Consider the following 24,979-nt stretch of genomic DNA (forward strand, 5'->3'; position numbering starts at 1 on the left):
ACGGGTCACCTTCCTCCGACGCCGGTCCGGGTGTCGGCGGCCCGGCGCGTCTGGCTCTGCCGCTGGGCCTGCAACTGCTGCCGGATCAGTTCGAGGCTGCGCACCACGGCACCGACCTCGTCCTGGTAGCGGGGGTACTGCACGGTCTTGAGATCTCCGTCCGCGAGCTTCTCGGCGCCGGCGGCCAGGGCCCGCAGCGGCCTGGCGACGACCAGATGGATCCAGCCCAGGCAGACGACGATCGCGGCGAGCCCGAGCATTCCGGCGAGGACGCTGCGGTCCTCCCGCTCGTAGGCGGCGATCTCGAAGTGGTTGGCCTTCTGCCAGCTCACCACCGTCCAGCCGAGGTCGGCGGCGACGCCGCCGCCGGAGAAGGGGGCCGCCGCCGCGACGGTGACGGCGCCGCCGTCGCGGATGAGGAGGCCGTTCTCCATGGGCCCGGCGCCCACCGGGAGCCGCCCGGCCCGCACCAGGTCGGTCAGGGAGGAGTGGGGCAGCTTCTCGAAGGCCAGGAACCCGGCGTTGCCGGCCACGGTCTTCGCGTCGGGGCCCACCACCCGGACCTCGCCGAGGCCGGGCCGCTTGAGCAGGGAGTTGAGGAACTCCACCCGCACCTCGCCGACGAGGGTGGCGCCCTTGGGCTCCGCCACCGGGGCGCCCGCCTGGATCACCGGCTTCTTCCCGCCCTGGCCGGAGACCCGGACCAGGGGCAGTCCCTTGCCGTCCTTCCAGGAGTGCGGGTCGGCCCCGGCCCTGGCGAGGACGGCTCCCCCGGCGTCGGTGACGTAGAGGGCCTGGTAGCGGGTGTGCTTGCGCAGGGCGTCCTTGAGGACGGTCTCGGTGGCGGCCGCGTCCTTGCCCTCGATCAGGCGGGAGGTGGAGACGAGGTCGGCCTGGGCCTCGTTCAGCGCCCGGCGGACCCGGTCACCGATCAGGTCGGTGCGGTCGCGCTGGTCGTTGACGATGGTGGCGGGCACGCTGACCGAGCCGTCGGTGCGGTTGACCAGCAGGCCGACGGGGACGCACCACAGCAGCAGCAGGACGGCGGTGATCCCGAGCGGGGCGCGGACGCCGAGGCGCAGTCCGCGCACCCGGGCGGCGGGCGGCTGCTCGCCGCCCATGCCGTTGAGCTGGGTGCGCAGCCGCTCCAGGGCGGTGCCGATCCGGGCGGCCTCGCCCCAGCGGGGCACGGCGACGGGCCGGGTCAGATCGCCCCGGGCGAGCCGGCGGGACTCCAGGAACAGCCGGAGCAGGGGGCGCTGCACGGCGGCCCACAGCACGGCGGCGGCCAGCAGCCCGAGCCCGACCAGCGCCCCGGCGGCGATCAGCCCGTACAGCTCGCGGCCGGACTCGGCGGCGCCCTGCTGCTGGACCACGGGGAGCATGGCGACGACGGTCAGGCCCAGCCCGGCGGCGACGCTGTCCTTCTCCTCCGGGTCGGAGGAGGCGAGGGAGGCGTATCCGGCGGTGGCGACGCGGCCGTTGTAGCGGTCGCCGAGGAGGCTGCCGCTGACGCCGGGGTAGCCGCGCGCGCCGGGCTCCCGGGCACTGACGGGGTGCTGCTCGGTGCGCTCGGCGGCCTGGTCGGCGAGGCGGCTCATCTGCTTCTGGAGGAAGTTCAGCTCCTCGCGCTGGGTGTCCGAGTTCAGCGCCTCGGACTGCTCGAACCCGGCGGTGGCGAGGATCTCGCCCTCGCGCGTGGCGACCGCCATGGTGCGGAACGGGCCCAGGGTGATCTGCGGCACGGTCAGGCTGTTGGAGGCGATCAGCAGCTGCTGGGGCCGGTCCTTCCAGTCGAGTACGGCCATCGTCATGAGCCGGACGTCACCGGTCTCCAGCCGCACCATGCGGGGGGTGAGGGCCTGCTTGCCGGTGAGGACGTCCTTGTCGAGCCAGGCGAGCGGGATGTGCTCGCCGCGGGCGGCGAGGACCTTGCCGTCCTCCAGGTCGATGACCGTGGTGCCGGTCCACTTCTGGTAGGCCCGGCCGAGGCCGGACAGCACGTCCTCCGCCTTGGTGGGCCGGCCGGCGTTGAGCGCCGCGGCGGTGCGCTGGAGGTCGGTGACGCGCTCGTCGATGGAGGCGCGCAGCGCGATGGCGCCGTCCTCCGCGAAGTGCTGCTGCGAGGAGAGGACCGCCTTGGGCACCGCCTCGTCGGGACGGGGACCGAGCACCTTGGCCGTGAGTCCGGCCAGGGCGAGGATGAGCAGGCAGAGCAGCGCGATCGGGGGACGGATGCCACCCAGGAGCGGCATGTCCGCCCGTCTGCGGCTGCGTCGCCGCCCCTTCCGTCCGGAGTGCGCGGCAGGACTCGATGTCACCGGTCTTCTTCCTTGGTCGCTGCGGGTGTCCAGAGCGGGAAGTGGACACACCACTGCCGCAGTGCACGGCGCTCTGATTTAAAGGACAGTTAAAAACTGTCAAGGTTGCTCAACTGGCCACGCCATCACATGTGTTACTGATCACTTCTTCAGCATCAACGGCTGCAATCCGTCACCGCCGGGGGCGCCGCGGTTGTAGAGGAATCCTCGGGTCCGGTCGGAGGCCAGCCGGTAGCGGGCCAGCCGCTCCTCGGACACCTCGCCGGGACGGTCGAGCGCGTCGCGCACGTCCACCAGCCGGTGGTCCTCCACCGCCCCCTCGGGGAGCTTCTCCTCGGGCTGGAGCTCCGGCGGGATCTCGATCAGCGTCGTGCGGTACCGGGCATCGACGGTCCAGCCGCCCCCGGCCGCCTCCCGGAACTCGAACCAGCCGATCGCGCCCTCCTCGGTCAGTCCGGTCGGGGAGGAGTGCCGGGCCACCTGGTTGCCGAGGCTGTAGGCGACCCAGGTGCCGTTGACCTTCTGGATGGGTTCGACCACGTGCGAGTGGTGCCCGATGACCAGGTCGATACCGGTCTGCTCGCCGATCTGCTCCGCCAGTCGGACCTGGACGACACCCGGCTCGTTGTAGTGCTCCGCTCCCCAGTGGATGGAGAGGATCACGACCTCGGCGCCCTTCTGCCGGGCCCGGGTCTCGGCCTTCTTGATCTCCTTCAGACCGGTCCGGTTGAAGGCCCAGCTCACCTTCTTCGGCACCGGGTGGACGAACGACTCCCAGGAGAACGAGAGGTGCGCCACCTTCACCCCGTTGACCTCGCGGATGTTGACCTTCTCCGCCTCCTCGGGGGTGCGCGCGGAACCGGTGTGGCCGAGACCCGCCTCGTCCATCGCGTCCAGCGTCCGCTTCACGGCCTTCATGCCGTGGTCGAAGGTGTGGTTGGAGGCGGTGGAGCAGGTGTCGTATCCCACACCCTTCAGCGCGGTGAGGATCTGCGGGGGCACCAGGAATTCGGGGTAGCCCTGGAAGGGGCCCTTCGGGTCGCCGACCGGGGTCTCCATGTGGCAGATCGCGAGGTCGGCCTTGCTGATCACCGGCTGGACACCGGCGAGCAGCGGGCCGAAGTCCAGTCCCTCCTGGCCCTTGCCGGTCTTCTGGGCGTCCTTGGCCGCCTGCTCGACCAGCTCGGGGTGGATGAGCACGTCGCCCGCCGCCGCCACCGTGAAGGAACGGCCGCCGGGCTTCGCCTGCGGCTCCGCGGACCGGGACGTGCAGGAAACGGTGAGACCGGTCACCAGCGCCAGAGTGGCGGCAACACGACCCATACGGAGAGACTTACGCAATGTCACCGAGACATGGTCACACGCGCCCCTTCCGTGCCTCTGGCTTTGCCGTCACAAAACTGTCACGTTTGCTTGTCTTTATGACCGCGATAGGACTATTTCTGACAGTGACGGGATGTCAGGACTCTCCGGACACCGATACGGACCAAACCGTTCCGGCCAACCGGGAGTTGGTCGACCTGCGCGGGCGCATCCTCGGCTACACCCAGGGCTTCCGGCCGGACGGCGACTACGACGCCCCCGACGGCGAACAGCGCGAGCAGATCGCCCTCGGCGTCGGCCGTCTCGTCGAAGGCGACGCGCGGGGGGCGGAGCGGCTGCTCGCCCCGCTCGGCCTCGGGGTCACCCGGCTCACCGACACCGACTCCCGCCGCCGCTACGACGAGATCGCGGCCACCCGCCCCGGCCCCAGCACCCACTGGGGGCGGCTGTACCTGACCGCCGACTCCCGGGTCCGCTGGAACGTCCAGGTGCCGCACCCCGTCGCCGACCGGGCCACCGAGTCGCTCGGCGTCCGGCTCCTGGAGGGCACCCCCGGCGGCTCCCTGGTCCTCGCCGGCGCCCACCGCAGGGCCGGGGACGAGGGCACCGCCGACGTGGCCCACCGCGAGGACAGCGCCTTCCACGCCATCGTCCTGGAGCTGCAGAAGCGCGGCGTGCCCGGACTCCAGCTGCACGGCAAGTCCGGCTCGTCCGCCAGCAAGTACGACGCCGTCCTCTCCACCGGCGCCGCCCGCAGCGCCCCGGCCGAGGTGCACGCCCTCGCCGACCGGCTGAAGGCCGACGGCATCCGGGTCTGCCGGGGCTGGGCGGCCCGCTGCCCGCTGGAGGGCGCCCGGAACGTCCAGGGCAAGGCGGCCCAGCGCCGCCACGTCACCTTCGTCCACCTGGAACTGGCCCCCGGCTTCCGCACCGGGGGCCGCGACACCGAGGAGATCGCCGCCGCGGCGGGCGGGCTGCTCAGCGCCTGGGCGAAGGGCTGACCGCCGCCGCGCCGCCCGCTCAGCAGCAGCCGGCGCCCGGCAGCGTCCGCCTGTTCCGCGCCTCCCGGCTGCGGGCGGCCAGCAGGCCGTCGGCCGGATAGCCGACCTCCTCCAGGGTCAGCCCGTGCGGGCGCACCACGTGCACCGCCGAGTCCCGCACCCGGGCGGCCAGCACCTCGGCGGGCCACGCGGGCGGCCGGTGGCCGTCGCCGACGAAGAGCAGGGCGCCGATCAGGGAGCGGACCATGTTGTGGCAGAAGGCGTCGGCCCGCACGGTCGCGGTGACGATCCCCTCCCCGTCCCGCACCAGGCTCAGCTCCTGGAGGGTGCGGATGGTGGTGGCGCCCTCCCGCTTCTTGCAGTAGGCCGCGAAGTCGTGCTCCCCCACCAGACCGCGCGCCGCCTCGTTCATGGCGTCCACGTCCAGCGGCCAGTCGTGCCAGAGCACATGGCCGCGCAGCAGCGGGTCCACCCCGCCCGGATGATCGGTGACCCGGTAGGCGTAGCGCCGCCAGACGGCCGAGAACCGCGCGTCGAAGCCGTCGGGCGCCTCCCGCGCGGACCACACCCGGACGTCCCGGGGCAGCCGCCCCGCCAGCCGCTTCAGCAGCTTGTCGCGGTGCCCGGCCCACACCTCGCGCGGCAGGTCCACATGGGCCACCTGGCCCCGGGCGTGCACCCCGGCGTCGGTCCGCCCCGCCACCGTCAGCTCGTGGGTCTCCCCCGAGCGGGTCACCGTCCGCAGCGCGTCCTCGATCTCGCCCTGCACGGTGCGCCGCCCGCCGGCCTGCTTGGCCCAGCCGGAGAACCCGGACCCGTCGTAGGACAGGTCGAGCCGCACCCGGACGCTCCCGGACCGTACTTCGTCACTCACTCCCGCATCCTCTCAGCCAACCAGAACGGGCCCGCCCCCCGGTGAGGAGGGACGGGCCCGTGAACACCCTGGAGGGGCGGGACACCTACGCGTCCTTGGACTCCTCGGCGTCCTTGGTCACGTCGACCTTGGCGTCGTCGGCCGGAGCGGCCTCGACGGCCTGGGTGGCCTCCGCGTCCTTGGCGGCGCGCTTGGTGGCGGCCTCGGCCTCACCCGTCGCCTCCTGCGCGACCGTGAGCGCCTCGACCAGCTCGATCACGGCCATGGGCGCGTTGTCGCCACGGCGGTTGCCGATCTTGGTGATGCGGGTGTAGCCACCGGGGCGGTTCTCGTAGCGCGGGCCGATCTCGGTGAAGAGCGTGTGCACGATGCTCTTGTCCGTGATCACCTGGAGCACCTGGCGACGGTTGTGGAGGTCGCCCTTCTTCGCCTTGGTGACCAGACGCTCGGCGTACGGGCGCAGCCTGCGCGCCTTGGCCTCGGTGGTGGTGATGCGGCCGTGCTCGAAGAGGCTCTTCGCGAGGTTCGCGAGGAGCAGCTTCTCGTGCGCGGCGCTGCCGCCCAGACGGGCACCCTTGGCGGGCTTCGGCATGGTGATTCTCCTCAGTGTCTGCCCCGGCCGTACCAGGTACCGGAGTCAGTATCCGAGCAGGCGGCCGCCTGTCGGAGATCCGGGAGCCGCCCGCGGGGGTGGCTCCCGGAGGGGGGACCGTCGGTCCCGAGCCGTCAGTACTGCTCGGTCTCGACGAACCCGGCGTCCGCGTCGTCGTCGGCGCCGAAGGCGTCGGCGGCGGCGGTCGGGTCGAACCCGGGGGGCGAGTCCTTGAGCGCGAGGCCCATGCCCGCCAGCTTGGCCTTGACCTCGTCGATGGACTTCGCACCGAAGTTGCGGATGTCCAGCAGGTCGGCCTCGCTGCGCGCGACCAGCTCACCCACGGAGTGGATGCCCTCGCGCTTGAGGCAGTTGTACGACCGGACCGTGAGCTCGAGCTCCTCGATCGGCAGCGCCAGATCGGCGGCGAGCGCGGCGTCCGTCGGGGACGGGCCCATGTCGATGCCCTCGGCGTCGATGTTCAGCTCGCGCGCGAGACCGAACAGCTCGACCAGGGTCTTGCCCGCGGAGGCCATGGCGTCGCGGGGACGCATCGCCTGCTTGGTCTCGACGTCGACGATCAGCTTGTCGAAGTCGGTGCGCTGCTCGACACGCGTGGCCTCGACCTTGTACGTGACCTTGAGGACCGGCGAGTAGATGGAGTCGACCGGGATGCGGCCGATCTCCTGGCCCGCCTGCTTGTTCTGCACGGCGGAGACGTAGCCGCGGCCGCGCTCGACCGTCAGCTCCATCTCCAGCTTGCCCTTGCCGTTGAGCGTGGCGAGGACGAGGTCGGGGTTGTGCACCTCGACACCGGCCGGGGGCGCGATGTCGGCGGCGGTGACCAGACCCGGGCCCTGCTTGCGCAGGTACATCACGACCGGCTCGTCGTGCTCCGAGGAGACGACGAGCTGCTTGATGTTGAGGATCAGGTCGGTGACGTCCTCCTTGACGCCCGGCACGGTGGTGAACTCGTGCAGGACACCGTCGATGCGGATGGACGTGACCGCCGCACCCGGGATCGAGGAGAGGAGCGTGCGCCGCAGGGAGTTGCCGAGGGTGTAGCCGAAGCCCGGCTCCAGCGGCTCGATGACGAACCGGGAGCGGAACTCGTCGACGACCTCTTCGGTCAACGAGGGACGCTGAGCGATCAGCATGTGTATTCCTTCAGTCAGGGGCGCCCGCTATTTGACGCCCGACTCTGTACTGCAAGGGTACGGGCGATACGGCCGAAAGGGCCGTACCGCCCGGAAAACCCTGGTGCCGCACGGTGCGGGGCGAACCCCGCACCCCACGCGTCAGACGCGGCGGCGCTTCGGCGGACGGCAGCCGTACCGCGGCATGCGGGGGACGACCCCCGCACCCCCGGCCGGACACCGCCCGGGCCGGACCGACGCGTCAGACGCGGCGGCGCTTCGGCGGACGGCAGCCGTTGTGCGGGGTGGGCGTGACGTCCTGGATCGAGCCGACCTCGAGGCCGGTGGCCTGGAGGGAGCGGATCGCGGTCTCACGACCGGAGCCCGGGCCCTTGACGAACACGTCGACCTTGCGCATGCCGTGCTCCTGCGCGCGACGGGCGGCCGACTCGGCGGCCATCTGCGCGGCGAACGGCGTCGACTTGCGCGAGCCCTTGAAGCCGACGTGGCCGGCGGAGGCCCAGGAGATCACGTTGCCGGACGGGTCCGTGATCGACACGATGGTGTTGTTGAACGTGCTCTTGATGTGCGCGTGGCCGTGAGCGACGTTCTTCTTTTCCTTGCGGCGCACCTTCTTGGCAGCGCCCTGACGTCCCTTGGGGGGCATGTCGTTCTCCTACGGGAGGTGGTCGGTCCTACAGCGAAGACCGCTGGACGGCGAGTCCGCTGCGGACTACTTCTTGCCCGGCTTCTTCTTGCCGGCGATGGCGCGACGCGGGCCCTTGCGGGTACGTGCGTTGGTGCTGGTGCGCTGACCGCGGACGGGCAGGCCGCGGCGGTGGCGCAGACCCTGGTAGGTACCGATCTCGACCTTGCGGCGGATGTCGGCCTGGATCTCGCGACGGAGGTCACCCTCGGTCTTGATGTTGTTGTCGACGTACTCGCGGATCGCGACCAGCTGCTCCTCGGAGAGGTCCCGAACACGGGTGTTCGGGTCCACGCCGGTGGCGGCCAGCGTCTGCTGGGAAAGAGTCCGGCCGATGCCGAACACGTAGGTGAGGGCGATCTCCACGCGCTTTTCGCGCGGGATGTCAACACCGGAAACGCGTGCCATTCAATGGCTCCAGTTGATGGTCGGAGGTCTTCCGCAGAACCTGCTCCCAGCCGCCGTACCAGGTACGAACTGGGTCCCCGGCCTCCGAGCCGGGGGTGTCGGGCACCAGGGCGCCCGGGTTCTGCGTATGAACGAAATCAGTTCGCGTCGCGCGAAGTTCTGCGAATCGCAGAGGGAACGGTCGTGCGTCAGCCCTGGCGCTGCTTGTGGCGCGGGTTGTCGCAGATGACCATGACCCGACCGTGACGGCGGATCACCCTGCACTTGTCGCAGATCTTCTTGACGCTCGGCTTGACCTTCATGGGATGTGAGGTTCTCCGGGTCAGTTGCCGACGGCCCTACGCGGATCGCGGGTGAACGCGAGACGCGCGGGACGCAGGCAAGATCTACTTGTACCGGTAGACGATCCGGCCACGCGTCAGGTCGTACGGAGACAGCTCCACCACGACCCGGTCGTCAGGGAGGATGCGGATGTAGTGCATACGCATCTTGCCGCTGATGTGTGCCAGGACCTGGTGGCCGTTCTGGAGCTCGACCTTGAACATGGCGTTCGGAAGAGACTCGACGACAGTGCCCTCGATCTCGATGGCACCTTGCTTCTTGGCCACGCTTCGCCCTTCGAATCGACTACCTTGATCAACTCGGGTGCCTCGTGCGAACGAGCCGCATGCAGACATGCGGATGCACCAGAGCCGACGAGTCAGTCTACGTCAGCACCCTCGGAAAGGCGAAACGAGGAATTCTGCCCCACCCGCGTGATCATCATGCGAGCGGATCCGGGGCCGCCGTCACGCCCAGCTCGGCCAGCTTGGCCCGGCCGCCGTCGGGGGCGGTCAGCACCAGGGGCCCCTCGGGGGTCAGGGCGACCGAGTGCTCCCAGTGCGAGGACCAGGTGCCGTCGGTCGTGACGACCGTCCACTCGTCCTCCAGGACCTCCGTGCGGGGGGTGCCGAGGGAGACCATGGGCTCGATGGCCAGGCAGAAGCCGGGGACCAGCTTGGGGCCCTTGCCGCGCCGGCGGTCGACGTAGTTCAGCAGGTGCGGGTCCATGTGCATCTCGGTGCCGATGCCGTGGCCGCCGTAGTCCTCGATGATCCCGTACTTGCCGCCGCCGGGCCGGGGCTGGCGGCGGATGTAGGTCTCGATGGCGCGGGAGACGTCGACCAGGCGGTTGCCCTGCCGCATGGCCGCGATCCCGGCCCACATCGACTCCTCGGTCACACGGGACAGCTCGACCAGCTCCGGGGAGTGACCGGAGCCCACGAAGGCCGTGTAGGCGGCGTCGCCGTGCCAGCCGTCGATGATCGCGCCGCAGTCGACGGAGATCACGTCGCCGTCCTTGAGGACCACGTCGTCGGAGGGGATGCCGTGCACCACGACCTCGTTCACCGAGGTGCAGATGGTCGCCGGGAAGCCGCCGTAGCCGAGGAAGTTCGGCTTGGCGCCGTGCTCCGCGAGCACCTTGCGGGCGACCTGGTCCAGGTCCCTGGTGGTGGCGCCGGGCACCGCCGCCTCCCGCGTGGCCGCGTGGATGGCGGCGACGACCAGCCCCGCCTCACGCATCCTGGCGATCTGCTCGGGGCTCTTGATCTGCACCATGGGGGCTGCGGCCTTTCTGGACCGGGGAAGTGGGGAACGTGTCCACGATACGGGCCGCGGCGGACCGCACCGTGCCGTGTCCGCCCCACGACCACGGCCGCGGCTCCCGAGGGGGAGCCGCGGCCGTGTGGTGGCGCGGACGGACCGCGAGGGTCACTCGTCGCGCTTGAGCGCTTCCAGCGCGCGGGTGGTGACCTCGTCGACCGGACCGGTCGCGGAGATGGTCACGACCAGGCCCTGGGCCTTGTAGTAGTCGATGATCGGCTCGGTCTGCGTGTGGTAGACCTCCAGCCGGGTGCGGACCGTCTCCTCGGAGTCGTCGTCGCGCTGGTACAGCTCGCCGCCGCAGACGTCGCAGACGCCCTCGGTCTTCGGCGCGTTGTACGTCACGTGGAAGACGTGCGCCGAGTTGTTGCGGCACACCCGCCGTCCGGCGATCCGCTTGACGACCTCGTCCTCGGGGGCCTCCAGGTCCAGCACGGCGTCGAGCCGCATGCCCTCGGAGGCGAGCAGCTCGTCCAGCGCCTCGGCCTGCGAGACGTTGCGCGGGAAGCCGTCCAGCAGGAAGCCGCCCTCGGCGTCGGGCTGCAGCATGCGGTCCTTGGCCATGGCGATGGTGACCTCGTCGGGAACGAGGTTGCCCGCGTCCATGTAGGACTTGGCGAGCTTGCCCAGCTCCGTCTGCCGGCTGATGTTGGCGCGGAACAGGTCACCCGTGGAGATGTGCGGGATGTGCAGCGTTTCGGCGAGGCGGGTGGCCTGCGTACCCTTTCCAGCACCCGGCGGCCCGACGAGGACGATTCGCATCAGCGGAGGAACCCTTCGTAATGACGCTGCTGGAGCTGGCTCTCGATCTGCTTCACCGTCTCAAGGCCGACACCCACGATGATGAGGATGCTGGTCCCGCCGAACGGGAAGTTCTGGTTTGCCCCGAAACCCGCCAACGCCATTGTCGGTACGAGAGAGATCAGCCCCAGATACAGCGAGCCCGGCCAGGTGATCCGGTTGAGTACGTAGCTCAGGTACTCCGCGGTCGGTCGGCCAGCCCGGATGCCCGGGATGAAACCACCATACTTCTTCATGTTGTCCGCGACTTCCTCGGGGTTGAAGGAGATCGCCACGTAGAAGAACGCGAAGAAGACAATCAGAAGGAAGTACAGGGTGATGTGGGCCGCCGCGGCCGGATCGGCCAGGTTCTTCTGGATCCACACCGCCCAGCCCGACTGCGAGCCCGAGAACTGCACGATGAGTGCCGGGATGTAGAGCAGCGAGGCCGCGAAGATGACCGGGATGACACCCGCCTGGTTCACCTTGAGCGGGATGTAGGTGGACGTGCCGCCGTAGGAGCGGCGGCCGATCATGCGCTTGGCGTACTGGACGGGGATCCTGCGCTGCGCCTGCTCCACGAAGACGACCAGGCCGACCATCACGAACCCGACGAGCAGCACGATGCCGAACTCGATCCAGCCGTCGGCCAGCGTGCCCGAGGTCTTGATCGTCCACAGGGCGGACGGGAAGGTCGCGGCGATCGAGATGAACATCAGGATCGACATGCCGTTGCCGATGCCCTTGTCGGTGATGACCTCGCCGAGCCACATGACGACGGTCGTACCGGCGGTCATGGTCAGCACCATGATGATGGTGGTCAGCATCGAGCGGTCGGGCACGATCTGGCCGGCGACGGTGCAGCCGGAGAAGAGCGCGCCGCTGCGGGCGGTGGCGACCAGGCCGGTGCCCTGGAGGACGCCGAGGGCGACGGTCAGGTAGCGGGTGTACTGCGTGATCTTCGCGGTACCCGCCTGACCCTCCTTCTTCAGGGCCTCCAGGCGCGGGATCACCACGGTCAGCAGCTGCAGAATGATGCTCGCCGTGATGTAGGGCATGATGCCCAGCGCGAAGATCGTGATCTGCAGCAGGGCCCCACCGCTGAACATGTTGACCAGACCGAACAGGCCCTGATTGCCGGACGCCTGGTCCACGCATTCCTGGACGTTCTTGTAGTCGACGCCCGGAATCGGAATATTGGTGCCGATTCGGTACACCACAATGATGCCGAGCGTGAAGAGCAGCTTCTTGCGCAGGTCGGGCGTCTTGAACGCCCGGGCGAACGCGGTGAGCACGGTGCCTCCTGCGACCCCCGCGCTACTGCGTCAAGGGTGACGGTCTTGAGGTTCGACTGACGACAATTGAGTAACGGATGACTGCCGTTCAGGGTGCCCCATGTGTGGCAGCCGTGAAAGGACAGCGCAGGCCACCTTACCGGCGACACCGCCCCCCTAGGAACGACCAACCGGGGATACCCCTTTTGTGGGGTATCCCCGGTCGGGATCGCTCACGTCATCGATGCGCCCGAAAGGATCAGACGAGCTCGGTGACGGTACCGCCCGCGGCGGTGATCTTCTCCTTGGCGGAGCCGGAGACGGCGTCGACCGTCACCTGCAGCGCCACGGTGATCTCACCCTGGCCGAGGACCTTCACGAGCTGGTTCTTGCGAACGGCTCCCTTGGCCACCAGACCCTCGACCGTGACCTCGCCGCCCTCGGGGTAGAGCGCGGCCAGACGGTCCAGGTTCACGACCTGGAACTCGGTCTTGAACGGGTTCTTGAAGCCCTTCAGCTTCGGGAGGCGCATGTGGAGCGGCATCTGGCCGCCCTCGAAGCGCTCCGGAACCTGGTAACGGGCCTTGGTGCCCTTCGTACCACGACCGGCCGTCTTACCCTTCGACGCCTCACCACGACCGACGCGGGTCTTGGCGGTCTTGGCGCCCGGGGCGGGACGGAGGTTGTGGATCTTGAGCGGGTTCTGCTCCGCCATGATCAGTCGACCTCCTCGACCGTCACGAGGTGGCGGACGGTGTGCACCATGCCGCGGAACTCGGGGCGGTCCTCCTTGACGACCTGCGTGTTGATGCCCTTGAGACCAAGGGAACGCAGGGTGTCGCGGTGGTTCTGCTTGCTGCCGATGTAGGACTTGACCTGCGTGATCTTCAGCTGCGCCATGACTACGCACCCGCCCCGGCGCGTGCACGCAGCAGGGCCGCGGGGGCGACGTCCTCGAGCGGCAGACCGCGGCGGGCCGCGATCTCCTCGGGACGCTGCAGGCCCTTCAGGGCCTCCACGGTGGCGTGCACGATGTTGATCGCGTTGTCGGAGCCGAGCGACTTCGACAGCACGTCGTGGATGCCCGCGCACTCCAGCACGGCACGCACGGGACCACCGGCGATCACACCGGTACCCGGCGAGGCCGGCTTGAGCAGCACGACGCCGGCAGCCTTCTCACCCTGGATGGGGTGCGGGATGGTGCCCTGGATGCGGGGGACCTTGAAGAAGTGCTTCTTGGCCTCCTCAACGCCCTTGGCGATGGCGGCCGGCACCTCCTTGGCCTTGCCGTATCCGACACCCACGGTGCCGTCACCATCGCCCACCACGACCAGCGCGGTGAAGCTGAAGCGACGACCACCCTTCACAACCTTGGCGACGCGGTTGATCGCGACGACGCGCTCAACGTAAGCGGTCTTCTCGGCGGCAGCTGCGCCGCCGTCACGGCCCTTCCGGTCCCGCCGCTCGCCGCCACCGGCACCGCTGCCGCGGCGCTGGGGTCCAGCCATTGGAATTACCTCTCTCTGTTTCCGCTAGCTCCGGAACCGACTCAGAACTTGAGCCCGGCCTCGCGGGCGGCGTCGGCCAGGGCGGCGATGCGCCCGGCGTACTGGTTGCCACCGCGGTCGAACACCACGGCCTCGACACCGGCGGCCTTGGCACGCTCGGCGACCAGGGCACCGACCTGCTTGGCCTGCGCGGACTTGTCGCCCTCGCCGCCGCGGACCGACGTGTCCAGGGTGGACGCCGACGCCAGGGTGTGACCCTTGATGTCGTCGATCACCTGGGCCACGATGTGACGGTTCGAGCGGGTCACGACCAGACGGGGACGCTCCGCGGAACCCGCGATCCGCTTGCGGATGCGAATGTGACGGCGCTTGATCGCGGCGCGCTTGTAGGCGTCGCCCTTGAGGATCTTCTGCCCGTATGCCATGGCTTACTTACCCGCCTTTCCGACCTTGCGGCGGATGACTTCGCCCTCGTACTTGACGCCCTTGGCCTTGTACGGGTCGGGCTTGCGGAGCTTGCGGATCTTGGCCGCAACCTCGCCGACCTTCTGGTTGTCGATGCCCTCGACCGAGAAACGGGTCGGGGTCTCCACCTTGAAGGTGATGCCCTCGGGGGCCTCGACCAGGATCGGGTGGCTGTAGCCGAGGGAGAACTCCAGGTTCGAACCCTTGGCGATCACACGGTAACCGACACCGCTGATTTCGAGCTTCTTCACGTAACCCTGGGTCACGCCGGTGATCATGTTCGCCACCAGCGTGCGGGACAGGCCGTGCAGGGCCTTGCTCTGACGCTCGTCGTTGGGGCGGGTGACGTTCAGGACGCCGTCCTCACCCTTGGCGATGTCGATCGGCGCGACGACGGTGTGGGTCAGGGTGCCCTTGGGGCCCTTCACCACGACCGTGCGGCCGTCGATGGTGACGTCCACTCCGGCGGGAACCGTGATGGGGAGCTTGCCGATGCGCGACATAGCTGTTTCCTCCGTTCCCTTCCGCTACCAGACGTAGGCGAGGACTTCCCCACCCACGCCCTTCTTGCCGGCCTGCTTGTCGGTGAGGAGCCCGTGCGACGTGGAGATGATCGCCACGCCCAGGCCTCCGAGCACCCTCGGCAGGTTGGTGGACTTCGCGTACACCCGGAGACCGGGCTTGGAGATCCGCTTGATGCCCGCGATGGAGCGCTCACGGTTCGGGCCGAACTTCAGCTCGAGGACGAGGCTCTTGCCGACCTCGGCGTCCTCGACCTTCCAGCCCGTGATGAAGCCCTCCTGCTGGAGGATCTCCGCGATGTGAGACTTGATCTTGGATGCCGGCATCGTCACGGAGTCGTGGTACGCCGAGTTCGCGTTCCGCAGACGCGTCAGCATGTCTGCGATCGGATCAGTCATGGTCATGAATTGGCCTTCGGCCTCTCTCGCCGGGGTTTCCTGGTGCGCCATCCCTCTCCCCGATCCGAGACGGGACGGGTGCGGCGCGGTGGACCTACGGCGTAGTAAGCAAACAGTAGCGGGCCTGGCCCGCGGGCGTACGGGTGGCAGACGCCCAACCCCACAAGCCTAAGGCATGCGGGGCCGGACCTCTGCCGACCCGGTGCTTACCGAGAGTCTGAATAACCCGGAACTACCGGATTACCAGGAGCTCTTGGTCACGCCCGGCAGCTCGCCGCGGTGAGCCATCTCACGAAGGCACACGCGGCACAGGCCGAACTTGCGGTAGACGGAGTGCGGGCGGCCACAGCGCTGGCAGCGGGTGTAGCCGCGCACACCGAACTTGGGCTTGCGAGCAGCCTTAGCGATCAGAGCCTTCTTCGCCATCTCGCTCACGCCTCCTTGAACGGGAAGCCGAGGTGACGAAGGAGCGCGCGGCCCTCAGCGTCGTTGGTCGCCGTGGTCACCACGGTGATGTCCATACCCCGGACGCGGTCGATCTTGTCCTGGTCGATCTCGTGGAACATGACCTGCTCCGTGAGACCGAAGGTGTAGTTGCCACGGCCGTCGAACTGCTTGGGGGACAGACCGCGGAAGTCGCGGATGCGCGGGAGCGCCAGCGACAGGGTGCGGTCCAGGAACTCCCACATGCGGTCGCCACGAAGCGTGACGTGGGCACCGATCGGCTGGCCCTCGCGCAGCTTGAACTGCGCGATGGACTTGCGGGCCTTGGTGACGGCCGGCTTCTGACCGGTGATCGTGGTGAGGTCGCGGATGGCGCCCTCGATCAGCTTGGAGTCGCGGGCGGCGTCGCCCACACCCATGTTGACCACGATCTTGACGAGGCCGGGAACCTGCATGACGTTCTCGTAGGAGAACTCCTCACGCAGCTTGCCCGCGATCTCCTCGCGGTACTTCGTCTTCAGACGCGGAGTGGTGGTGGTAGCCATCAGATGTCCTCACCCGTCCGCTTGGCAACGCGGATCTTGTTGCCCTCGGCGTCGAAGCGGTAACCGACGCGCGTGACGACCTTGTTCCCGTCCTTCTCCACGACCAGCTGGACGTTGGAGACGTGGACCGGGGCCTCGGTGGTCACGATGCCGCCGGCCTGGGAACCGCTGGCGGTCGGGCCGGCCTTGGTGTGCTTCTTGACCCGGTTGACACCCTCGACCAGGACGCGCTCCTCGCGCGGGTAAGCGGCAATGACCTTGCCCTGCTTGCCCTTGTCCTTACCGGTGATGACCTGGACCAGGTCGCCCTTCTTGATCTTCATGCTCACAGCACCTCCGGCGCGAGGGAGATGATCTTCATGAACTTCTTCTCGCGCAGCTCACGGCCGACCGGGCCGAAGATACGGGTGCCGCGGGGGTCGCCGTCGTTCTTCAGAATGACGGCGGCGTTCTCGTCGAAGCGGATGTACGAGCCGTCCGGACGGCGGCGCTCCTTGACGGTGCGAACGATGACCGCCTTGACGACGTCACCCTTCTTCACGTTGCCACCGGGGATCGCGTCCTTGACGGTGGCGACGATGACGTCACCGATGCCCGCGTAGCGGCGACCGGAGCCACCGAGCACACGGATGCAGAGGATCTCCTTCGCACCCGTGTTGTCGGCGACACGCAGTCGCGACTCCTGCTGGATCACGTCTATCTCCTGATTGTCTGCCGGTTCCCCGGGGGCCGTTCACCACGTGGGCGAGCGGCTCCCGGAGCCTGGCGGAACGACCTGCGAGGGGCGCCTCGCAGGAGAATTACTTGGCCTTTTCGAGGATCTCGACGACGCGCCAGCGCTTCGTCGCGGACAGCGGCCGGGTCTCCATGAGGAGGACACGGTCGCCGACGCCCGCGGCGTTCTGCTCGTCGTGCGCCTTGAGCTTCTCGGTACGGCGGATGACCTTGCCGTACAGCGCGTGCTTGACCCGGTCCTCGACGGCGACGACGACGGTCTTGTCCATCTTGTCGCTGACGACAAGGCCCTCACGGGTCTTGCGGAAGCCGCGCGCGGTGTTCTCTTCAGTCACGTTGCTCTCGCTCATCAGGCGTTCTCCACCGTCTCGATGCCGAGCTCACGCTCACGCATGAGGGTGTAGATCCGGGCGATGTCCTTGCGGACCGCCTTCAGTCGGCCGTGGTTCTCGAGCTGACCCGTGGCCGCCTGGAAGCGGAGGTTGAACAGCTCTTCCTTGGCCTCGCGGAGCTTCGCCAGAAGCTCCTCGTTGTCCAGCTCGCGCAGCTCGGACGCCTTGGTACCGGCCGACATCACGCTTCACCTGCCTCGCGCTTGACGATCCGGCACTTCATCGGCAGCTTGTGGGCCGCACGGGTCAGCGCCTCACGGGCGATCTTCTCGTTGGGGTACGACAGCTCGAACATGACGCGTCCGGGCTTGACGTTGGCGATCCACCACTCCGGGGAACCCTTACCGGAACCCATGCGGGTCTCGGCCGGCTTCTTGGTGAGGGGACGGTCCGGGTAGATGTTGATCCAGACCTTGCCGCCACGCTTGATGTGGCGGGTCATCGCGATACGCGCCGCCTCGATCTGGCGGTTCGTGACGTAGGCCGGGGTCAGCGCCTGGATGCCGTACTCGCCGAACGCAACCTGCGTGCCACCCTTGGCCATGCCGTCACGCTTCGGGTGGTGCTGCTTGCGGTGCTTGACCCTACGGGGGATCAGCATGGTGGTCAGGCCTCCGTTCCGGTGCTCTCAGCCGGAGCGGCAGCCGCCGGAGCCTCGGCCTTGGGAGCCTCGGCGGCCGGAGCCTGCTGCTGCGGCTTGCGCCCGCGACGCTCGCCACCGCGGCCACGGGCCGGGCGGTCGTTGCCACCACGGGCCGGGCGGTTGCCGGCACGGGCGGCGGCGTTCTCGGCGCGGACCTCGGCGATGTTCTTGACGTCGCCCTTGTAGATCCAGACCTTCACACCGATGCGGCCGAAGGTCGTCTTGGCCTCGAAGAAGCCGTAGTCCACGTTCGCGCGGAGCGTGTGCAGGGGCACACGGCCCTCGCGGTAGAACTCCGAGCGGGACATCTCGGCGCCGCCGAGGCGGCCACCGCACTGGATCTTGATGCCCTTGGCGCCCGCCTTCATGGCCGACTGCATGCTCTTGCGCATGGCGCGGCGGAAGGAGACGCGGGAGGAGAGCTGCTCGGCGACGGCCTGGGCCACGAGCTGGGCGTCCGTCTCGGGGTTCTTGACCTCGAGGATGTTGAGCTGGACCTGCTTGCCCGTGAGCTTCTCGAGGTCACCGCGGATGCGGTCGGCCTCGGCGCCGCGGCGGCCGATCACGATGCCCGGACGCGCCGTGTGGATGTCCACGCGGACACGGTCACGGGTGCGCTCGATCTCGACCTTGGAGATGCCGGCGCGCTCCATGCCGGACGTCATCATCCGACGGATGGCGACGTCTTCCTTGACGTAGTCCTTGTAGAGCTTGTCGGCGTACCAACGCGACTTGAAGTCGGTCGTGACGCCGAGCCGGAACCCGTGCGGGTTTACCTTCTGGCCCATTACCGGGTTCCTTCCTTGCTGCTGACGACCACGGTGATGTGGCTGGTCCGCTTGCGGATCCGGTAGGCGCGGCCCTGGGCACGCGGACGGAACCGCTTCAGGGTCGGGCCCTCATCGACGTAGGCCTCGGAAATGAAGAGGCTGTCGACATCGGTGTGGTCGTAGTTGTGCGCGGCGTTGGCAATGGCGCTGTCCAGCACCTTGCCGACCGGCACGCTCGCGGCCTGCGGGGCGAAACGCAGGACCGCCTGAGCCTCCGTGGCATCCATGCCACGGATGAGGTCCACCACGCGGCGGGCCTTCATGGGCGTGACGCGGATGTACCGCGCCTGGGCCCTGGCTTCCATGGTTGTCCCTTCAGTGTCTGTCATTGGTCATTCCACCCCGCGTCAGCGGCGCTTCGACTTCCGGTCGTCCTTGACGTGACCCCGGAAGGTGCGGGTCGGCGAGAACTCGCCGAGCTTGTGGCCGACCATGGACTCGGTGACAAACACCGGGATGTGGGTCTTGCCGTTGTGCACCGCGATCGTGTGTCCGAGCATGTCCGGGACGATCATCGAGCGACGGGACCAGGTCTTGATGACGTTCTTGGTGCCGGCTTCGTTCTGGACATCCACCTTCTTGATCAGGTGGTCGTCGACGAAGGGCCCCTTCTTCAAGCTACGAGGCATCTCAACCCGTCCTTAGCGCTTCTTGTTCGTCTTGCGGCGGCGGACGATGTACTTGTTCGACGCCTTCTTGGGCGAACGAGTACGGCCTTCCTTCTGGCCCCACGGGGACACGGGGTGACGGCCACCGGAGGTCCGGCCCTCACCACCACCGTGCGGGTGGTCCACCGGGTTCATGACCACGCCACGGACGGTCGGGCGGACGCCCAGCCACCGCTTGCGGCCCGCCTTGCCCCAGTTGATGTTGCTCTGCTCGGCGTTGCCGACCTCGCCGATGGTGGCGCGGCAGCGGACGTCGACCAGGCGGATCTCACCGGACGGCATGCGCAGGTGGGCGTAGGCGCCCTCCTTCGCGAGCAGCTGCACGGAGGTACCGGCCGAGCGCGCGAGCTTGGCGCCGCCACCGGGGCGGAGCTCGATCGCGTGGATCGTGGTACCGACCGGGATGTTGCGCAGCGACAGGTTGTTGCCGGGCTTGATGTCGGCCGTCGGGCCGTTCTCCACCCGGTCGCCCTGCTGCAGGTTGCGCGGGGCGAGGATGTAGCGCTTCTCGCCGTCGGCGTAGTGCAGCAGCGCGATGCGCGCGGTGCGGTTGGGGTCGTACTCGATGTGCGCGACCTTGGCCGGCACGCCGTCCTTGTCGTGACGACGGAAGTCGATCACGCGGTAGGCGCGCTTGTGTCCGCCACCCTGGTGGCGAACGGTCACACGACCGGCGTTGTTACGGCCGCCCTTGCTGTGCAGGGGGCGGACCAGCGACTTCTCCGGCGTGGACCGCGTTACTTCGACGAAGTCGGCGACGGAGGAGCCACGGCGGCCCGGCGTCGTCGGCTTGTACTTGCGGATTCCCATTGTCTCTCAGTCCTCGGAAGTGTTCCGAAATCCGGGACGATCCGGACCTCCGTCAGGAGGTCGGACCGCCGAAGATGTCGATACGGTCGCCCTCGGCAAGGGTCACGATCGCGCGCTTGCTGTCGGCGCGCTTGCCGAAGCCCGTGCGGGTGCGCTTGCGCTTGCCCTGGCGGTTGATCGTGTTGACCCCGGTGACCTTGACCGAGAAGACCGACTGCACGGCCTCCTTGATCTGGGTCTTGTTGGCCCGCGGGTCGACGACGAACGTGTACTTGTTCTCGTCGAGGAGGGCGTAGCTCTTCTCCGACACGACCGGCTTCAGCAGCACGTCACGGGGGTCCGTGTACGCCTTGCTGGCCGGGGTGACGACGGTGTTCTTGCCCTCGGCGGCGTGGCGGCGCGCCTTGGCGACCCGCGCGGCCTTGGCGGCCTTGGCCGCCTTGGAGGCGATGGAGGGGTGACGCGTAGCCATCAGGCCTCGCTCCCTTCGGTGTCGTTGGCCTTGTTCGGGCCGGCGACGAAGGACTCGAAAGCGGCCTGGGTGAAGACCACGTCGTCCGAGACGAGAACGTCGTACGTGTTGAGCTGGCCCGGCTCCAGGATGTGGACCTGGGGCAGGTTGCGGGCGGACAGCCACGCGGCCTCGTCGGCGCGGACGGCGACCAGGAGCAGGTTCTTGCGCTCCGAGATCTTGCCGAACAGCGTCCGGGCGGACTTCGTGGAGGGGGTCTCGCCCTCGATCACGCCGGTGACGACGTGGATGCGGTTGTGGCGGGCCCGGTCGGTGAGGGCGTGGCGCAGGGCCGCGGCCTTCATCTTCTTGGGGGTCCGCTGCGAGTAGTCACGCGGCTGCGGGCCGTGGACGACGCCACCGCCGGCGAACTGCGGAGCGCGGGTCGAGCCCTGACGGGCGCGGCCGGTGCCCTTCTGGCGGTACGGCTTCTTGCCGCCACCGCGGACCTCGCCACGACGCTTGGTCTTGTGCGTGCCCTGACGCGCGGCGGCGTTCTGCGCGACGACGACCTGGTGGATCAGCGGAATGCTGATCTTCTCCACGCCGAAGATCTCCGCGGGGAGTTCGACGCTTCCGGTCTTCTCGCCGGCAGGCGAAAGGATGTCAACAGTGCTCATCGGTTACCTCAGGCCCCCTTGGCCGCGGTGCGGACCAGGACGAGGCCGCCGTTCGGACCGGGAACCGCGCCCTTGATGAGCAGCAGACCCTTCTCCGCGTCAACGGCGTGGACGGTCAGGTTCTGGGTGGTGACCCGCTCGTTGCCCATGCGGCCGGCCATGCGGAGGCCCTTGAACACGCGGCCCGGGGTGGCGCAGCCACCGATGGAACCGGGCGAGCGGTGCTTGCGCTGCGTGCCGTGTCCGGCGCCGAGACCGTGGAAGTTGTGGCGCTTCATGACACCAGCGAAGCCCTTGCCCTTGCTCTTGCCGGTGACGTCGACCTTCACGCCGGCCTCGAACACCTCGGCGGTGACTTCCTGGCCGAGGGTGTACTCGCTGGCGTCCGACGTGCGGATCTCCACGAGGTGGCGGCGGGGGGTGACGTCGGCCTTGGCGAAGTGGCCCTTGAGGGGCTTGTTCACCTTGCGCGGGTCGATCTCGCCGAAGGCGATCTGGACGGACTCGTAGCCGTCGGCGTCGTTCGTGCGGACCTGGGTGACGACGTTGGGGCCGGCCTTGACGACGGTGACGGGAACAACGCGGTTGTTCTCGTCCCACACCTGCGTCATGCCGAGCTTCTCGCCCAGGATGCCCTTGATCTGCTTGGTCATCTTCAGATCACCGGCCCTCAGAGCTTGATCTCGATGTCGACACCGGCCGGGAGGTCGAGTCGCATCAGAGAGTCAACGGTCTTGGGCGTCGGGTCGAGGATGTCGATCAGGCGCTTGTGCGTGCGCATCTCGAAGTGCTCGCGCGAGTCCTTGTACTTGTGCGGCGACTTGATGACGCAGTACACGTTCTTCTCAGTGGGCAGCGGCACCGGGCCTGCGACCGACGCACCAGTCCGGGTCACCGTCTCGACGATCTTCTTCGCCGAGGAGTCGATGACCTCGTGGTCGTAGGCCTTGAGCCGGATGCGGATCTTCTGTCCCGCCATGGCTACTTCGTAGTCCTGTCTCTCGTAAACGCTCCGGAGCCCGGTGTTCCGTACTTTCTCTTCTCCGACCCACGCGGTCGGGCGTGTCGCGCTTCCGCTGACACAGATGTCCCTTGTTCGAACATCCCTGCACGGGGAAGTGCGGGCCCTTCCGGAACCGCGGACCGGGGGCGAGAGGCCCACCGGGCGCCTGGCCGGTACCCCGCTGACACTTCCCGGAAGATTCCCGTACGTCCGCTCCAGCGCTGCCCGGTGGGCAGTTGGGGCGACGAGTACTGTGGGACTCGCTTCCGGTCCTCCCGGCGGGAGGCGCACAGCATCGGCACTCGACCGAGCAACCCCGCTAGTCTGCCACACGGGGCGTCGCGCTGGCCAATCGAAGCGGATGACTGTACCCCAGCTCACCGCCGCTCACACGCGGCCACCCCCGCGCACCTCCGCGTTAGGGTCGTCCGGCGCACATCCGACGATCTTGATCCGGGGGACGGCATGACGGCGACCGGCACGAACGGGACAAACGGAGACGGGGCCGGGGCGGAGGCTGGGGCCGGGGCGGAGGCCGGGGCCGGCGGGAGCGGGCCCGCCACCGGCGACGGCCGGGCCGACGGGGGCGCCGGGGACGCCGAGCGGCGGCGCCTGGCGCGGGACGCTGGCCGCATGGACAAGTGGTCGATGGCGTTCCTGGTCGTGGCGCTGGCGCTGTGGCTGTGCCTCGCGGTCCTGATGGTCTCCTCCTACGGCCCCGAGAACTACGACGGCGAGCCGCAGTGCGAGGGCCCGCTGATGAACCCGTTCCAGCGGCCCGGCTACGACTGCGACAGCGAGCTGCGCCAGTGGCCGGCCCTGCTGGGCGTGCTCGGCCTGGCGACCCTCGCGAGCGTCGTCGCGGCGGCGACCACGGTCCACGCGAGACTGCTGGGCCGTCTGTCGAGACTGACCGCGGGCGGCGACGCACGGCCGTAGGCGGGCGCCCGGCGTCCCGGGCCGACGGCGCCGGGACGGCGGGCGCCCAGCCCAGCCCAGCCCAGCCCAGCCCCGTCCCGTCCCCTCCCATCCCCGACGGCCTCACCCGCGACCGATCGTGGATGCTGTGTCGTGGGGGGGGCGAGAGCCGGTTTCGTGACTGAGTACGGTCACCGACGAGAGGGTCCGAGGTATGAGCGGGCGAGTGACGGCGGTCAGCAGCAACGGGGAGTACTCGTTCACCAAGCCGAACCGGGACAGCATCAGACTGCTCACCGGTCTCGGCGTGGAGGGGGACGTGCACGCCGGCGTCACGGTCAAGCACCGTTCGCGCGTCGCGCAGGATCCCACCCGACCGAACCTGCGCCAGGTCCACCTCATCCATGAGGAGCTCTTCGCCGAGGTCGGCGAAGAGGGCTTCGAGGTGGCGCCCGGCGAACTCGGCGAGAACATCACCACGGGCGGCATCGATCTGCTCGGCCTGCCGGTCGGCGCGTTGCTGAGCGTCGGCGACTCCGCCGTCCTGGAGGTCACCGGCCTGCGCAATCCCTGTCTGCAGATCGACAACTTCCGGAACGGACTGCTGAAGCGGGTCGTCGGCCGCGACGAGACGGGGAACATCGTGCGCAGGGCCGGAATCATGAGCGTCGTGAGGGAGGGCGGCGTCGTGCGCCCCGGCGACACGATCGGCGTGGAACTCCCCAGCGGTCCGCACCGGCCCCTGGACCGGGTCTGACCGGTTCCCCGGGCGGGCGGTGCCATCGGGACGGCCGCGCGAGTCCTTGAGGCGCGAGGACCGGGCGCATCCGCGCGGTCAGCCGTCACGCCCCGCACGGTGTCGCGCTTCGGCAGGTCGGCGAGCCGATCGGGGAACCCGCGCCACGCCGGGAAGGTTCGCCGCGGGACACCGGCTGCCCGGATCCGGCGCCTTCGCGACCGTCTCCGGTACGCAGGGTCTCCGGAGGAGCCCGGCGGTACGACCGCCGGGATCTTCTAGGCGGGCTTGGCGACGGTGAGGAGGACGGCGGAGTCCTCCAGGGCGTCCAGCGTGTGCCGGGCGGGCGGAATCACCACGAGGTCGCCGTCCCGGCCCTCCCAGGCGTCGTCGCCGCTGGTCAGGCGGACCCGGCCGCGCAGCACCTGGAGGGTCGCCTCGCCGGGGCTGTCGTGCTCCGCGAGGCCGGTGCCCGCGGTGAGGGCGAGCAGGGTCTGCCGGAGCACCAGTTCATGGCCGCCGTGCACCGTGGTGGCGCTGCGCCCGCTGGAGGAACCGGCGGCGCGTTCGAGGTGTTCCCGGACCAGCGCGTCGAGCGAGATCTTCTGCATGCCCTCAGTCTGGTCACCGTTGCCTCCCTGTCCTAGGGCCGAGTGGGGTAGTGCGGGCCGTGACGGCACCGCGCCCCCGTCCCGTGGTGCGGGGCGGGGGCGTGGTGGGTGGTGCGGGGCGGGGAGGGTGCCCCGCGTGTTGGGGCCCGGTGGCCGCGGCTGGTTGTCGCGGTCACCGGGTCGGGGTGGCGGGTGTCAGGTGCGGCGTCGGCGTCGGGTGATGGCCAGGGCGGTGCCTCCGGTGATCAGGAGTGCGGTGGCCAGGGCGGCCGCGATGAACACCGTGGTGCCGGTGCGGGCCATGATCCCGGACAGGCCGCCGGGGGCCGGGGTGCCGGGCTGTCCGGGCTGGCCCGGGGCTGCGGGGGTGCCGGGCTTGCCCGGGGTTCCGGGCTGGCCGGGCTGGTCGGGTTGGGTGGGGACGGTTGCGGTGGCCTCGGGTGAGACGACCGGGGTGGTGCCGGCTCGGCCGGAGGCGGTGGCGGTGTTGGTGACCTTTCCGGTGGCGGCCTCGTCGGTGGTGATGGTGTGGGGCTTGGTGGTGCATTCCATGGTCTCGCC

37 protein-coding genes and 1 pseudogene are annotated in these 24,979 nt (G+C 69.2%); 3 read left to right on the top strand and 35 right to left on the bottom strand.

Going from position 1 to position 24,979, the window contains the following annotated elements:
- Positions 1-5: 5 nt before the first annotated feature.
- Positions 6-2,255, bottom strand: coding sequence for a HAMP domain-containing protein (locus ACZ7LB_RS12600; protein ID WP_471467576.1), 2,250 nt, complete (start codon positions 2,253-2,255; stop codon positions 6-8).
- Between the two features lie 207 nt (positions 2,256-2,462).
- The gene (locus ACZ7LB_RS12605) at positions 2,463-3,644 is read right to left on the bottom strand and encodes a CapA family protein (protein ID WP_471467578.1); all 1,182 of its coding nucleotides are present in this window, start codon (positions 3,642-3,644) and stop codon (positions 2,463-2,465) included.
- 188 nt (positions 3,645-3,832) lie between these two features.
- Here ACZ7LB_RS12605 and ACZ7LB_RS12610 point away from each other — a divergent pair, with 188 nt between their 5' ends.
- Positions 3,833-4,645: a hypothetical protein gene (locus ACZ7LB_RS12610; protein ID WP_471467580.1), complete on the top strand. Its 813-nt coding sequence runs from the start codon at positions 3,833-3,835 to the stop codon at positions 4,643-4,645.
- Positions 4,646-4,664: 19 nt separating this feature from the next.
- Here ACZ7LB_RS12610 and truA read toward each other — a convergent pair whose 3' ends face one another.
- The 31 genes from truA to rpsJ all read right to left on the bottom strand — a co-directional run bounded on the left by truA (position 4,665) and on the right by rpsJ (position 22,129).
- Positions 4,665-5,519, bottom strand: coding sequence for a tRNA pseudouridine(38-40) synthase TruA (truA, locus tag ACZ7LB_RS12615; protein WP_471467582.1), 855 nt, complete (start codon positions 5,517-5,519; stop codon positions 4,665-4,667).
- 85 nt (positions 5,520-5,604) lie between these two features.
- Positions 5,605-6,111: a 50S ribosomal protein L17 gene (gene rplQ, locus ACZ7LB_RS12620; protein ID WP_471467584.1), complete on the bottom strand. Its 507-nt coding sequence runs from the start codon at positions 6,109-6,111 to the stop codon at positions 5,605-5,607.
- Positions 6,112-6,245: 134 nt separating this feature from the next.
- Positions 6,246-7,268 (bottom strand): DNA-directed RNA polymerase subunit alpha, encoded by a 1,023-nt coding sequence (locus ACZ7LB_RS12625; protein ID WP_024755423.1) that lies wholly within the window; start codon positions 7,266-7,268, stop codon positions 6,246-6,248.
- Positions 7,269-7,509: 241 nt separating this feature from the next.
- On the bottom strand, positions 7,510-7,914 hold the full coding sequence (rpsK, locus tag ACZ7LB_RS12630; protein WP_003956432.1) for a 30S ribosomal protein S11: 405 nt from the start codon (positions 7,912-7,914) through the stop codon (positions 7,510-7,512).
- Between the two features lie 66 nt (positions 7,915-7,980).
- Positions 7,981-8,361: a 30S ribosomal protein S13 gene (gene rpsM / locus ACZ7LB_RS12635; RefSeq protein ID WP_004984507.1), complete on the bottom strand. Its 381-nt coding sequence runs from the start codon at positions 8,359-8,361 to the stop codon at positions 7,981-7,983.
- Positions 8,362-8,549: 188 nt separating this feature from the next.
- Positions 8,550-8,663: a 50S ribosomal protein L36 gene (gene rpmJ, locus ACZ7LB_RS12640; RefSeq protein ID WP_003974245.1), complete on the bottom strand. Its 114-nt coding sequence runs from the start codon at positions 8,661-8,663 to the stop codon at positions 8,550-8,552.
- Positions 8,664-8,747: 84 nt separating this feature from the next.
- A complete protein-coding gene (gene infA / locus ACZ7LB_RS12645) occupies positions 8,748-8,969 on the bottom strand; it encodes a translation initiation factor IF-1 (RefSeq protein WP_003948620.1) in 222 nt (73 codons plus the stop codon).
- 154 nt (positions 8,970-9,123) lie between these two features.
- A complete protein-coding gene (gene map / locus ACZ7LB_RS12650) occupies positions 9,124-9,960 on the bottom strand; it encodes a type I methionyl aminopeptidase (RefSeq protein WP_471467586.1) in 837 nt (278 codons plus the stop codon).
- 153 nt (positions 9,961-10,113) lie between these two features.
- Positions 10,114-10,767, bottom strand: coding sequence for an adenylate kinase (locus ACZ7LB_RS12655; RefSeq protein WP_471467588.1), 654 nt, complete (start codon positions 10,765-10,767; stop codon positions 10,114-10,116).
- On the bottom strand, positions 10,767-12,080 hold the full coding sequence (gene secY / locus ACZ7LB_RS12660) for a preprotein translocase subunit SecY (RefSeq protein WP_471467589.1): 1,314 nt from the start codon (positions 12,078-12,080) through the stop codon (positions 10,767-10,769). The genes ACZ7LB_RS12655 and secY overlap by 1 nt, the downstream gene beginning before the upstream one ends.
- Positions 12,081-12,318: 238 nt before the next feature.
- Positions 12,319-12,774 carry a 50S ribosomal protein L15 gene (rplO, locus tag ACZ7LB_RS12665; RefSeq protein ID WP_161226995.1) on the bottom strand — a complete coding sequence of 152 codons (456 nt, stop codon included), beginning with the start codon at positions 12,772-12,774 and terminating at the stop codon, positions 12,319-12,321.
- 2 nt (positions 12,775-12,776) lie between these two features.
- Positions 12,777-12,959, bottom strand: a complete 183-nt coding sequence (gene rpmD, locus ACZ7LB_RS12670; protein WP_003974250.1) for a 50S ribosomal protein L30 — start codon at positions 12,957-12,959, stop codon at positions 12,777-12,779.
- A 2-nt stretch (positions 12,960-12,961) separates the two neighbouring features.
- Positions 12,962-13,567 carry a 30S ribosomal protein S5 gene (rpsE, locus tag ACZ7LB_RS12675; RefSeq protein WP_019753099.1) on the bottom strand — a complete coding sequence of 202 codons (606 nt, stop codon included), beginning with the start codon at positions 13,565-13,567 and terminating at the stop codon, positions 12,962-12,964.
- 41 nt (positions 13,568-13,608) lie between these two features.
- Positions 13,609-13,992: a 50S ribosomal protein L18 gene (gene rplR, locus ACZ7LB_RS12680; RefSeq protein WP_161226994.1), complete on the bottom strand. Its 384-nt coding sequence runs from the start codon at positions 13,990-13,992 to the stop codon at positions 13,609-13,611.
- Between the two features lie 3 nt (positions 13,993-13,995).
- Complete coding sequence (gene rplF / locus ACZ7LB_RS12685) at positions 13,996-14,535, bottom strand: 50S ribosomal protein L6 (RefSeq protein ID WP_471467591.1); 540 nt, start codon at positions 14,533-14,535, stop codon at positions 13,996-13,998.
- Positions 14,536-14,559: 24 nt separating this feature from the next.
- Complete coding sequence (rpsH, locus tag ACZ7LB_RS12690) at positions 14,560-14,958, bottom strand: 30S ribosomal protein S8 (protein ID WP_361943813.1); 399 nt, start codon at positions 14,956-14,958, stop codon at positions 14,560-14,562.
- A gap of 234 nt (positions 14,959-15,192) precedes the next feature.
- Positions 15,193-15,378, bottom strand: coding sequence for a type Z 30S ribosomal protein S14 (locus ACZ7LB_RS12695; protein WP_003948630.1), 186 nt, complete (start codon positions 15,376-15,378; stop codon positions 15,193-15,195).
- A 5-nt stretch (positions 15,379-15,383) separates the two neighbouring features.
- Positions 15,384-15,941 (bottom strand): 50S ribosomal protein L5, encoded by a 558-nt coding sequence (gene rplE / locus ACZ7LB_RS12700; RefSeq protein WP_019329632.1) that lies wholly within the window; start codon positions 15,939-15,941, stop codon positions 15,384-15,386.
- Entirely contained in the window at positions 15,941-16,264 is a 324-nt protein-coding gene (gene rplX, locus ACZ7LB_RS12705) for a 50S ribosomal protein L24 (RefSeq protein WP_471467593.1), read from the bottom strand. Before rplX ends, rplE begins: the two co-directional genes overlap by 1 nt.
- A gap of 2 nt (positions 16,265-16,266) precedes the next feature.
- Positions 16,267-16,635, bottom strand: a complete 369-nt coding sequence (gene rplN, locus ACZ7LB_RS12710; protein ID WP_003998823.1) for a 50S ribosomal protein L14 — start codon at positions 16,633-16,635, stop codon at positions 16,267-16,269.
- 106 nt (positions 16,636-16,741) lie between these two features.
- Positions 16,742-17,026 carry a 30S ribosomal protein S17 gene (gene rpsQ, locus ACZ7LB_RS12715; RefSeq protein WP_161226991.1) on the bottom strand — a complete coding sequence of 95 codons (285 nt, stop codon included), beginning with the start codon at positions 17,024-17,026 and terminating at the stop codon, positions 16,742-16,744.
- Positions 17,026-17,250 carry a 50S ribosomal protein L29 gene (gene rpmC, locus ACZ7LB_RS12720; RefSeq protein ID WP_161226990.1) on the bottom strand — a complete coding sequence of 75 codons (225 nt, stop codon included), beginning with the start codon at positions 17,248-17,250 and terminating at the stop codon, positions 17,026-17,028. Before rpmC ends, rpsQ begins: the two co-directional genes overlap by 1 nt.
- Positions 17,250-17,669: a 50S ribosomal protein L16 gene (gene rplP, locus ACZ7LB_RS12725; RefSeq protein ID WP_018564810.1), complete on the bottom strand. Its 420-nt coding sequence runs from the start codon at positions 17,667-17,669 to the stop codon at positions 17,250-17,252. The genes rpmC and rplP overlap by 1 nt, the downstream gene beginning before the upstream one ends.
- 5 nt (positions 17,670-17,674) lie before the next feature.
- Positions 17,675-18,499, bottom strand: a complete 825-nt coding sequence (gene rpsC / locus ACZ7LB_RS12730) for a 30S ribosomal protein S3 (RefSeq protein WP_161226989.1) — start codon at positions 18,497-18,499, stop codon at positions 17,675-17,677.
- Positions 18,499-18,846 carry a 50S ribosomal protein L22 gene (gene rplV, locus ACZ7LB_RS12735; protein WP_006130776.1) on the bottom strand — a complete coding sequence of 116 codons (348 nt, stop codon included), beginning with the start codon at positions 18,844-18,846 and terminating at the stop codon, positions 18,499-18,501. The genes rpsC and rplV overlap by 1 nt, the downstream gene beginning before the upstream one ends.
- Before the next feature lie 42 nt (positions 18,847-18,888).
- Positions 18,889-19,170 carry a 30S ribosomal protein S19 gene (rpsS, locus tag ACZ7LB_RS12740; protein ID WP_471467596.1) on the bottom strand — a complete coding sequence of 94 codons (282 nt, stop codon included), beginning with the start codon at positions 19,168-19,170 and terminating at the stop codon, positions 18,889-18,891.
- Positions 19,171-19,182: 12 nt separating this feature from the next.
- On the bottom strand, positions 19,183-20,019 hold the full coding sequence (rplB, locus tag ACZ7LB_RS12745; protein ID WP_161226987.1) for a 50S ribosomal protein L2: 837 nt from the start codon (positions 20,017-20,019) through the stop codon (positions 19,183-19,185).
- Positions 20,020-20,071: 52 nt separating this feature from the next.
- Entirely contained in the window at positions 20,072-20,491 is a 420-nt protein-coding gene (gene rplW / locus ACZ7LB_RS12750) for a 50S ribosomal protein L23 (RefSeq protein WP_161226986.1), read from the bottom strand.
- A complete protein-coding gene (rplD, locus tag ACZ7LB_RS12755; protein WP_161226985.1) occupies positions 20,491-21,150 on the bottom strand; it encodes a 50S ribosomal protein L4 in 660 nt (219 codons plus the stop codon). Before rplD ends, rplW begins: the two co-directional genes overlap by 1 nt.
- 8 nt (positions 21,151-21,158) lie before the next feature.
- Complete coding sequence (gene rplC, locus ACZ7LB_RS12760; protein WP_161226984.1) at positions 21,159-21,803, bottom strand: 50S ribosomal protein L3; 645 nt, start codon at positions 21,801-21,803, stop codon at positions 21,159-21,161.
- Between the two features lie 17 nt (positions 21,804-21,820).
- Positions 21,821-22,129 (bottom strand): 30S ribosomal protein S10, encoded by a 309-nt coding sequence (rpsJ, locus tag ACZ7LB_RS12765; protein ID WP_003948644.1) that lies wholly within the window; start codon positions 22,127-22,129, stop codon positions 21,821-21,823.
- A gap of 657 nt (positions 22,130-22,786) precedes the next feature.
- Between rpsJ and ACZ7LB_RS12770 the strand changes: the two genes are divergently transcribed.
- Positions 22,787-23,092 (top strand): hypothetical protein, encoded by a 306-nt coding sequence (locus ACZ7LB_RS12770; protein ID WP_471467598.1) that lies wholly within the window; start codon positions 22,787-22,789, stop codon positions 23,090-23,092.
- Between the two features lie 193 nt (positions 23,093-23,285).
- Positions 23,286-23,828, top strand: a complete 543-nt coding sequence (locus ACZ7LB_RS12775) for an MOSC domain-containing protein (protein ID WP_471467600.1) — start codon at positions 23,286-23,288, stop codon at positions 23,826-23,828.
- A 257-nt stretch (positions 23,829-24,085) separates the two neighbouring features.
- On the opposite strand, the gene ACZ7LB_RS12780 is transcribed toward ACZ7LB_RS12775, so the two are convergent.
- Both ACZ7LB_RS12780 and ACZ7LB_RS12785 read right to left on the bottom strand, forming a co-directional pair.
- Complete coding sequence (locus tag ACZ7LB_RS12780) at positions 24,086-24,418, bottom strand: cupin domain-containing protein (RefSeq protein ID WP_471467602.1); 333 nt, start codon at positions 24,416-24,418, stop codon at positions 24,086-24,088.
- A 195-nt stretch (positions 24,419-24,613) separates the two neighbouring features.
- Positions 24,614-24,979 (bottom strand): annotated as a pseudogene (locus ACZ7LB_RS12785) (hypothetical protein); the annotation flags it as partial.

Source organism: Streptomyces sp. NPDC107521, assembly GCF_055598485.1.

Bases quoted from the DNA above. Each gene is read 5' to 3' on its own strand.
- rpsK (WP_003956432.1), bottom strand. From the start codon at position 7,914: ATGCCCCCCAAGGGACGTCAGGGCGCTGCCAAGAAGGTGCGCCGCAAG.
- rplC (WP_161226984.1), bottom strand. From the start codon at position 21,803: ATGACCAAGCAGATCAAGGGCATCCTGGGCGAGAAGCTCGGCATGACG.
- rpmC (WP_161226990.1), bottom strand. From the start codon at position 17,250: ATGTCGGCCGGTACCAAGGCGTCCGAGCTGCGCGAGCTGGACAACGAG.
- rplW (WP_161226986.1), bottom strand. From the start codon at position 20,491: ATGGCTACGCGTCACCCCTCCATCGCCTCCAAGGCGGCCAAGGCCGCC.
- rpsS (WP_471467596.1), bottom strand. From the start codon at position 19,170: ATGCCTCGTAGCTTGAAGAAGGGGCCCTTCGTCGACGACCACCTGATC.
- ACZ7LB_RS12600 (WP_471467576.1), bottom strand. From the start codon at position 2,255: ATGCCGCTCCTGGGTGGCATCCGTCCCCCGATCGCGCTGCTCTGCCTG.
- map (WP_471467586.1), bottom strand. From the start codon at position 9,960: ATGGTGCAGATCAAGAGCCCCGAGCAGATCGCCAGGATGCGTGAGGCG.
- rpsC (WP_161226989.1), bottom strand. From the start codon at position 18,499: ATGGGCCAGAAGGTAAACCCGCACGGGTTCCGGCTCGGCGTCACGACC.
- rplQ (WP_471467584.1), bottom strand. From the start codon at position 6,111: ATGCCGAAGCCCGCCAAGGGTGCCCGTCTGGGCGGCAGCGCCGCGCAC.
- rplB (WP_161226987.1), bottom strand. From the start codon at position 20,019: ATGGGAATCCGCAAGTACAAGCCGACGACGCCGGGCCGCCGTGGCTCC.
- rplR (WP_161226994.1), bottom strand. From the start codon at position 13,992: ATGGCATACGGGCAGAAGATCCTCAAGGGCGACGCCTACAAGCGCGCC.
- ACZ7LB_RS12775 (WP_471467600.1), top strand. From the start codon at position 23,286: ATGAGCGGGCGAGTGACGGCGGTCAGCAGCAACGGGGAGTACTCGTTC.
- rplE (WP_019329632.1), bottom strand. From the start codon at position 15,941: ATGGCTACCACCACCACTCCGCGTCTGAAGACGAAGTACCGCGAGGAG.
- rplO (WP_161226995.1), bottom strand. From the start codon at position 12,774: ATGGCGGAGCAGAACCCGCTCAAGATCCACAACCTCCGTCCCGCCCCG.
- ACZ7LB_RS12605 (WP_471467578.1), bottom strand. From the start codon at position 3,644: ATGGGTCGTGTTGCCGCCACTCTGGCGCTGGTGACCGGTCTCACCGTT.
- rpmD (WP_003974250.1), bottom strand. From the start codon at position 12,959: ATGGCGCAGCTGAAGATCACGCAGGTCAAGTCCTACATCGGCAGCAAG.
- rpsQ (WP_161226991.1), bottom strand. From the start codon at position 17,026: ATGAGCGAGAGCAACGTGACTGAAGAGAACACCGCGCGCGGCTTCCGC.
- rplV (WP_006130776.1), bottom strand. From the start codon at position 18,846: ATGGAAGCCAGGGCCCAGGCGCGGTACATCCGCGTCACGCCCATGAAG.
- rpmJ (WP_003974245.1), bottom strand. From the start codon at position 8,663: ATGAAGGTCAAGCCGAGCGTCAAGAAGATCTGCGACAAGTGCAGGGTG.
- ACZ7LB_RS12780 (WP_471467602.1), bottom strand. From the start codon at position 24,418: ATGCAGAAGATCTCGCTCGACGCGCTGGTCCGGGAACACCTCGAACGC.
- rpsM (WP_004984507.1), bottom strand. From the start codon at position 8,361: ATGGCACGCGTTTCCGGTGTTGACATCCCGCGCGAAAAGCGCGTGGAG.
- ACZ7LB_RS12625 (WP_024755423.1), bottom strand. From the start codon at position 7,268: ATGCTGATCGCTCAGCGTCCCTCGTTGACCGAAGAGGTCGTCGACGAG.
- rplX (WP_471467593.1), bottom strand. From the start codon at position 16,264: ATGAAGATCAAGAAGGGCGACCTGGTCCAGGTCATCACCGGTAAGGAC.
- ACZ7LB_RS12770 (WP_471467598.1), top strand. From the start codon at position 22,787: ATGGACAAGTGGTCGATGGCGTTCCTGGTCGTGGCGCTGGCGCTGTGG.
- ACZ7LB_RS12695 (WP_003948630.1), bottom strand. From the start codon at position 15,378: ATGGCGAAGAAGGCTCTGATCGCTAAGGCTGCTCGCAAGCCCAAGTTC.
- rplP (WP_018564810.1), bottom strand. From the start codon at position 17,669: ATGCTGATCCCCCGTAGGGTCAAGCACCGCAAGCAGCACCACCCGAAG.
- rplD (WP_161226985.1), bottom strand. From the start codon at position 21,150: ATGAGCACTGTTGACATCCTTTCGCCTGCCGGCGAGAAGACCGGAAGC.
- rplF (WP_471467591.1), bottom strand. From the start codon at position 14,535: ATGTCGCGCATCGGCAAGCTCCCCATCACGGTTCCCGCCGGAGTGGAC.
- rpsE (WP_019753099.1), bottom strand. From the start codon at position 13,567: ATGGCTGGACCCCAGCGCCGCGGCAGCGGTGCCGGTGGCGGCGAGCGG.
- rpsJ (WP_003948644.1), bottom strand. From the start codon at position 22,129: ATGGCGGGACAGAAGATCCGCATCCGGCTCAAGGCCTACGACCACGAG.
- ACZ7LB_RS12655 (WP_471467588.1), bottom strand. From the start codon at position 10,767: ATGCGAATCGTCCTCGTCGGGCCGCCGGGTGCTGGAAAGGGTACGCAG.
- rpsH (WP_361943813.1), bottom strand. From the start codon at position 14,958: ATGACCATGACTGATCCGATCGCAGACATGCTGACGCGTCTGCGGAAC.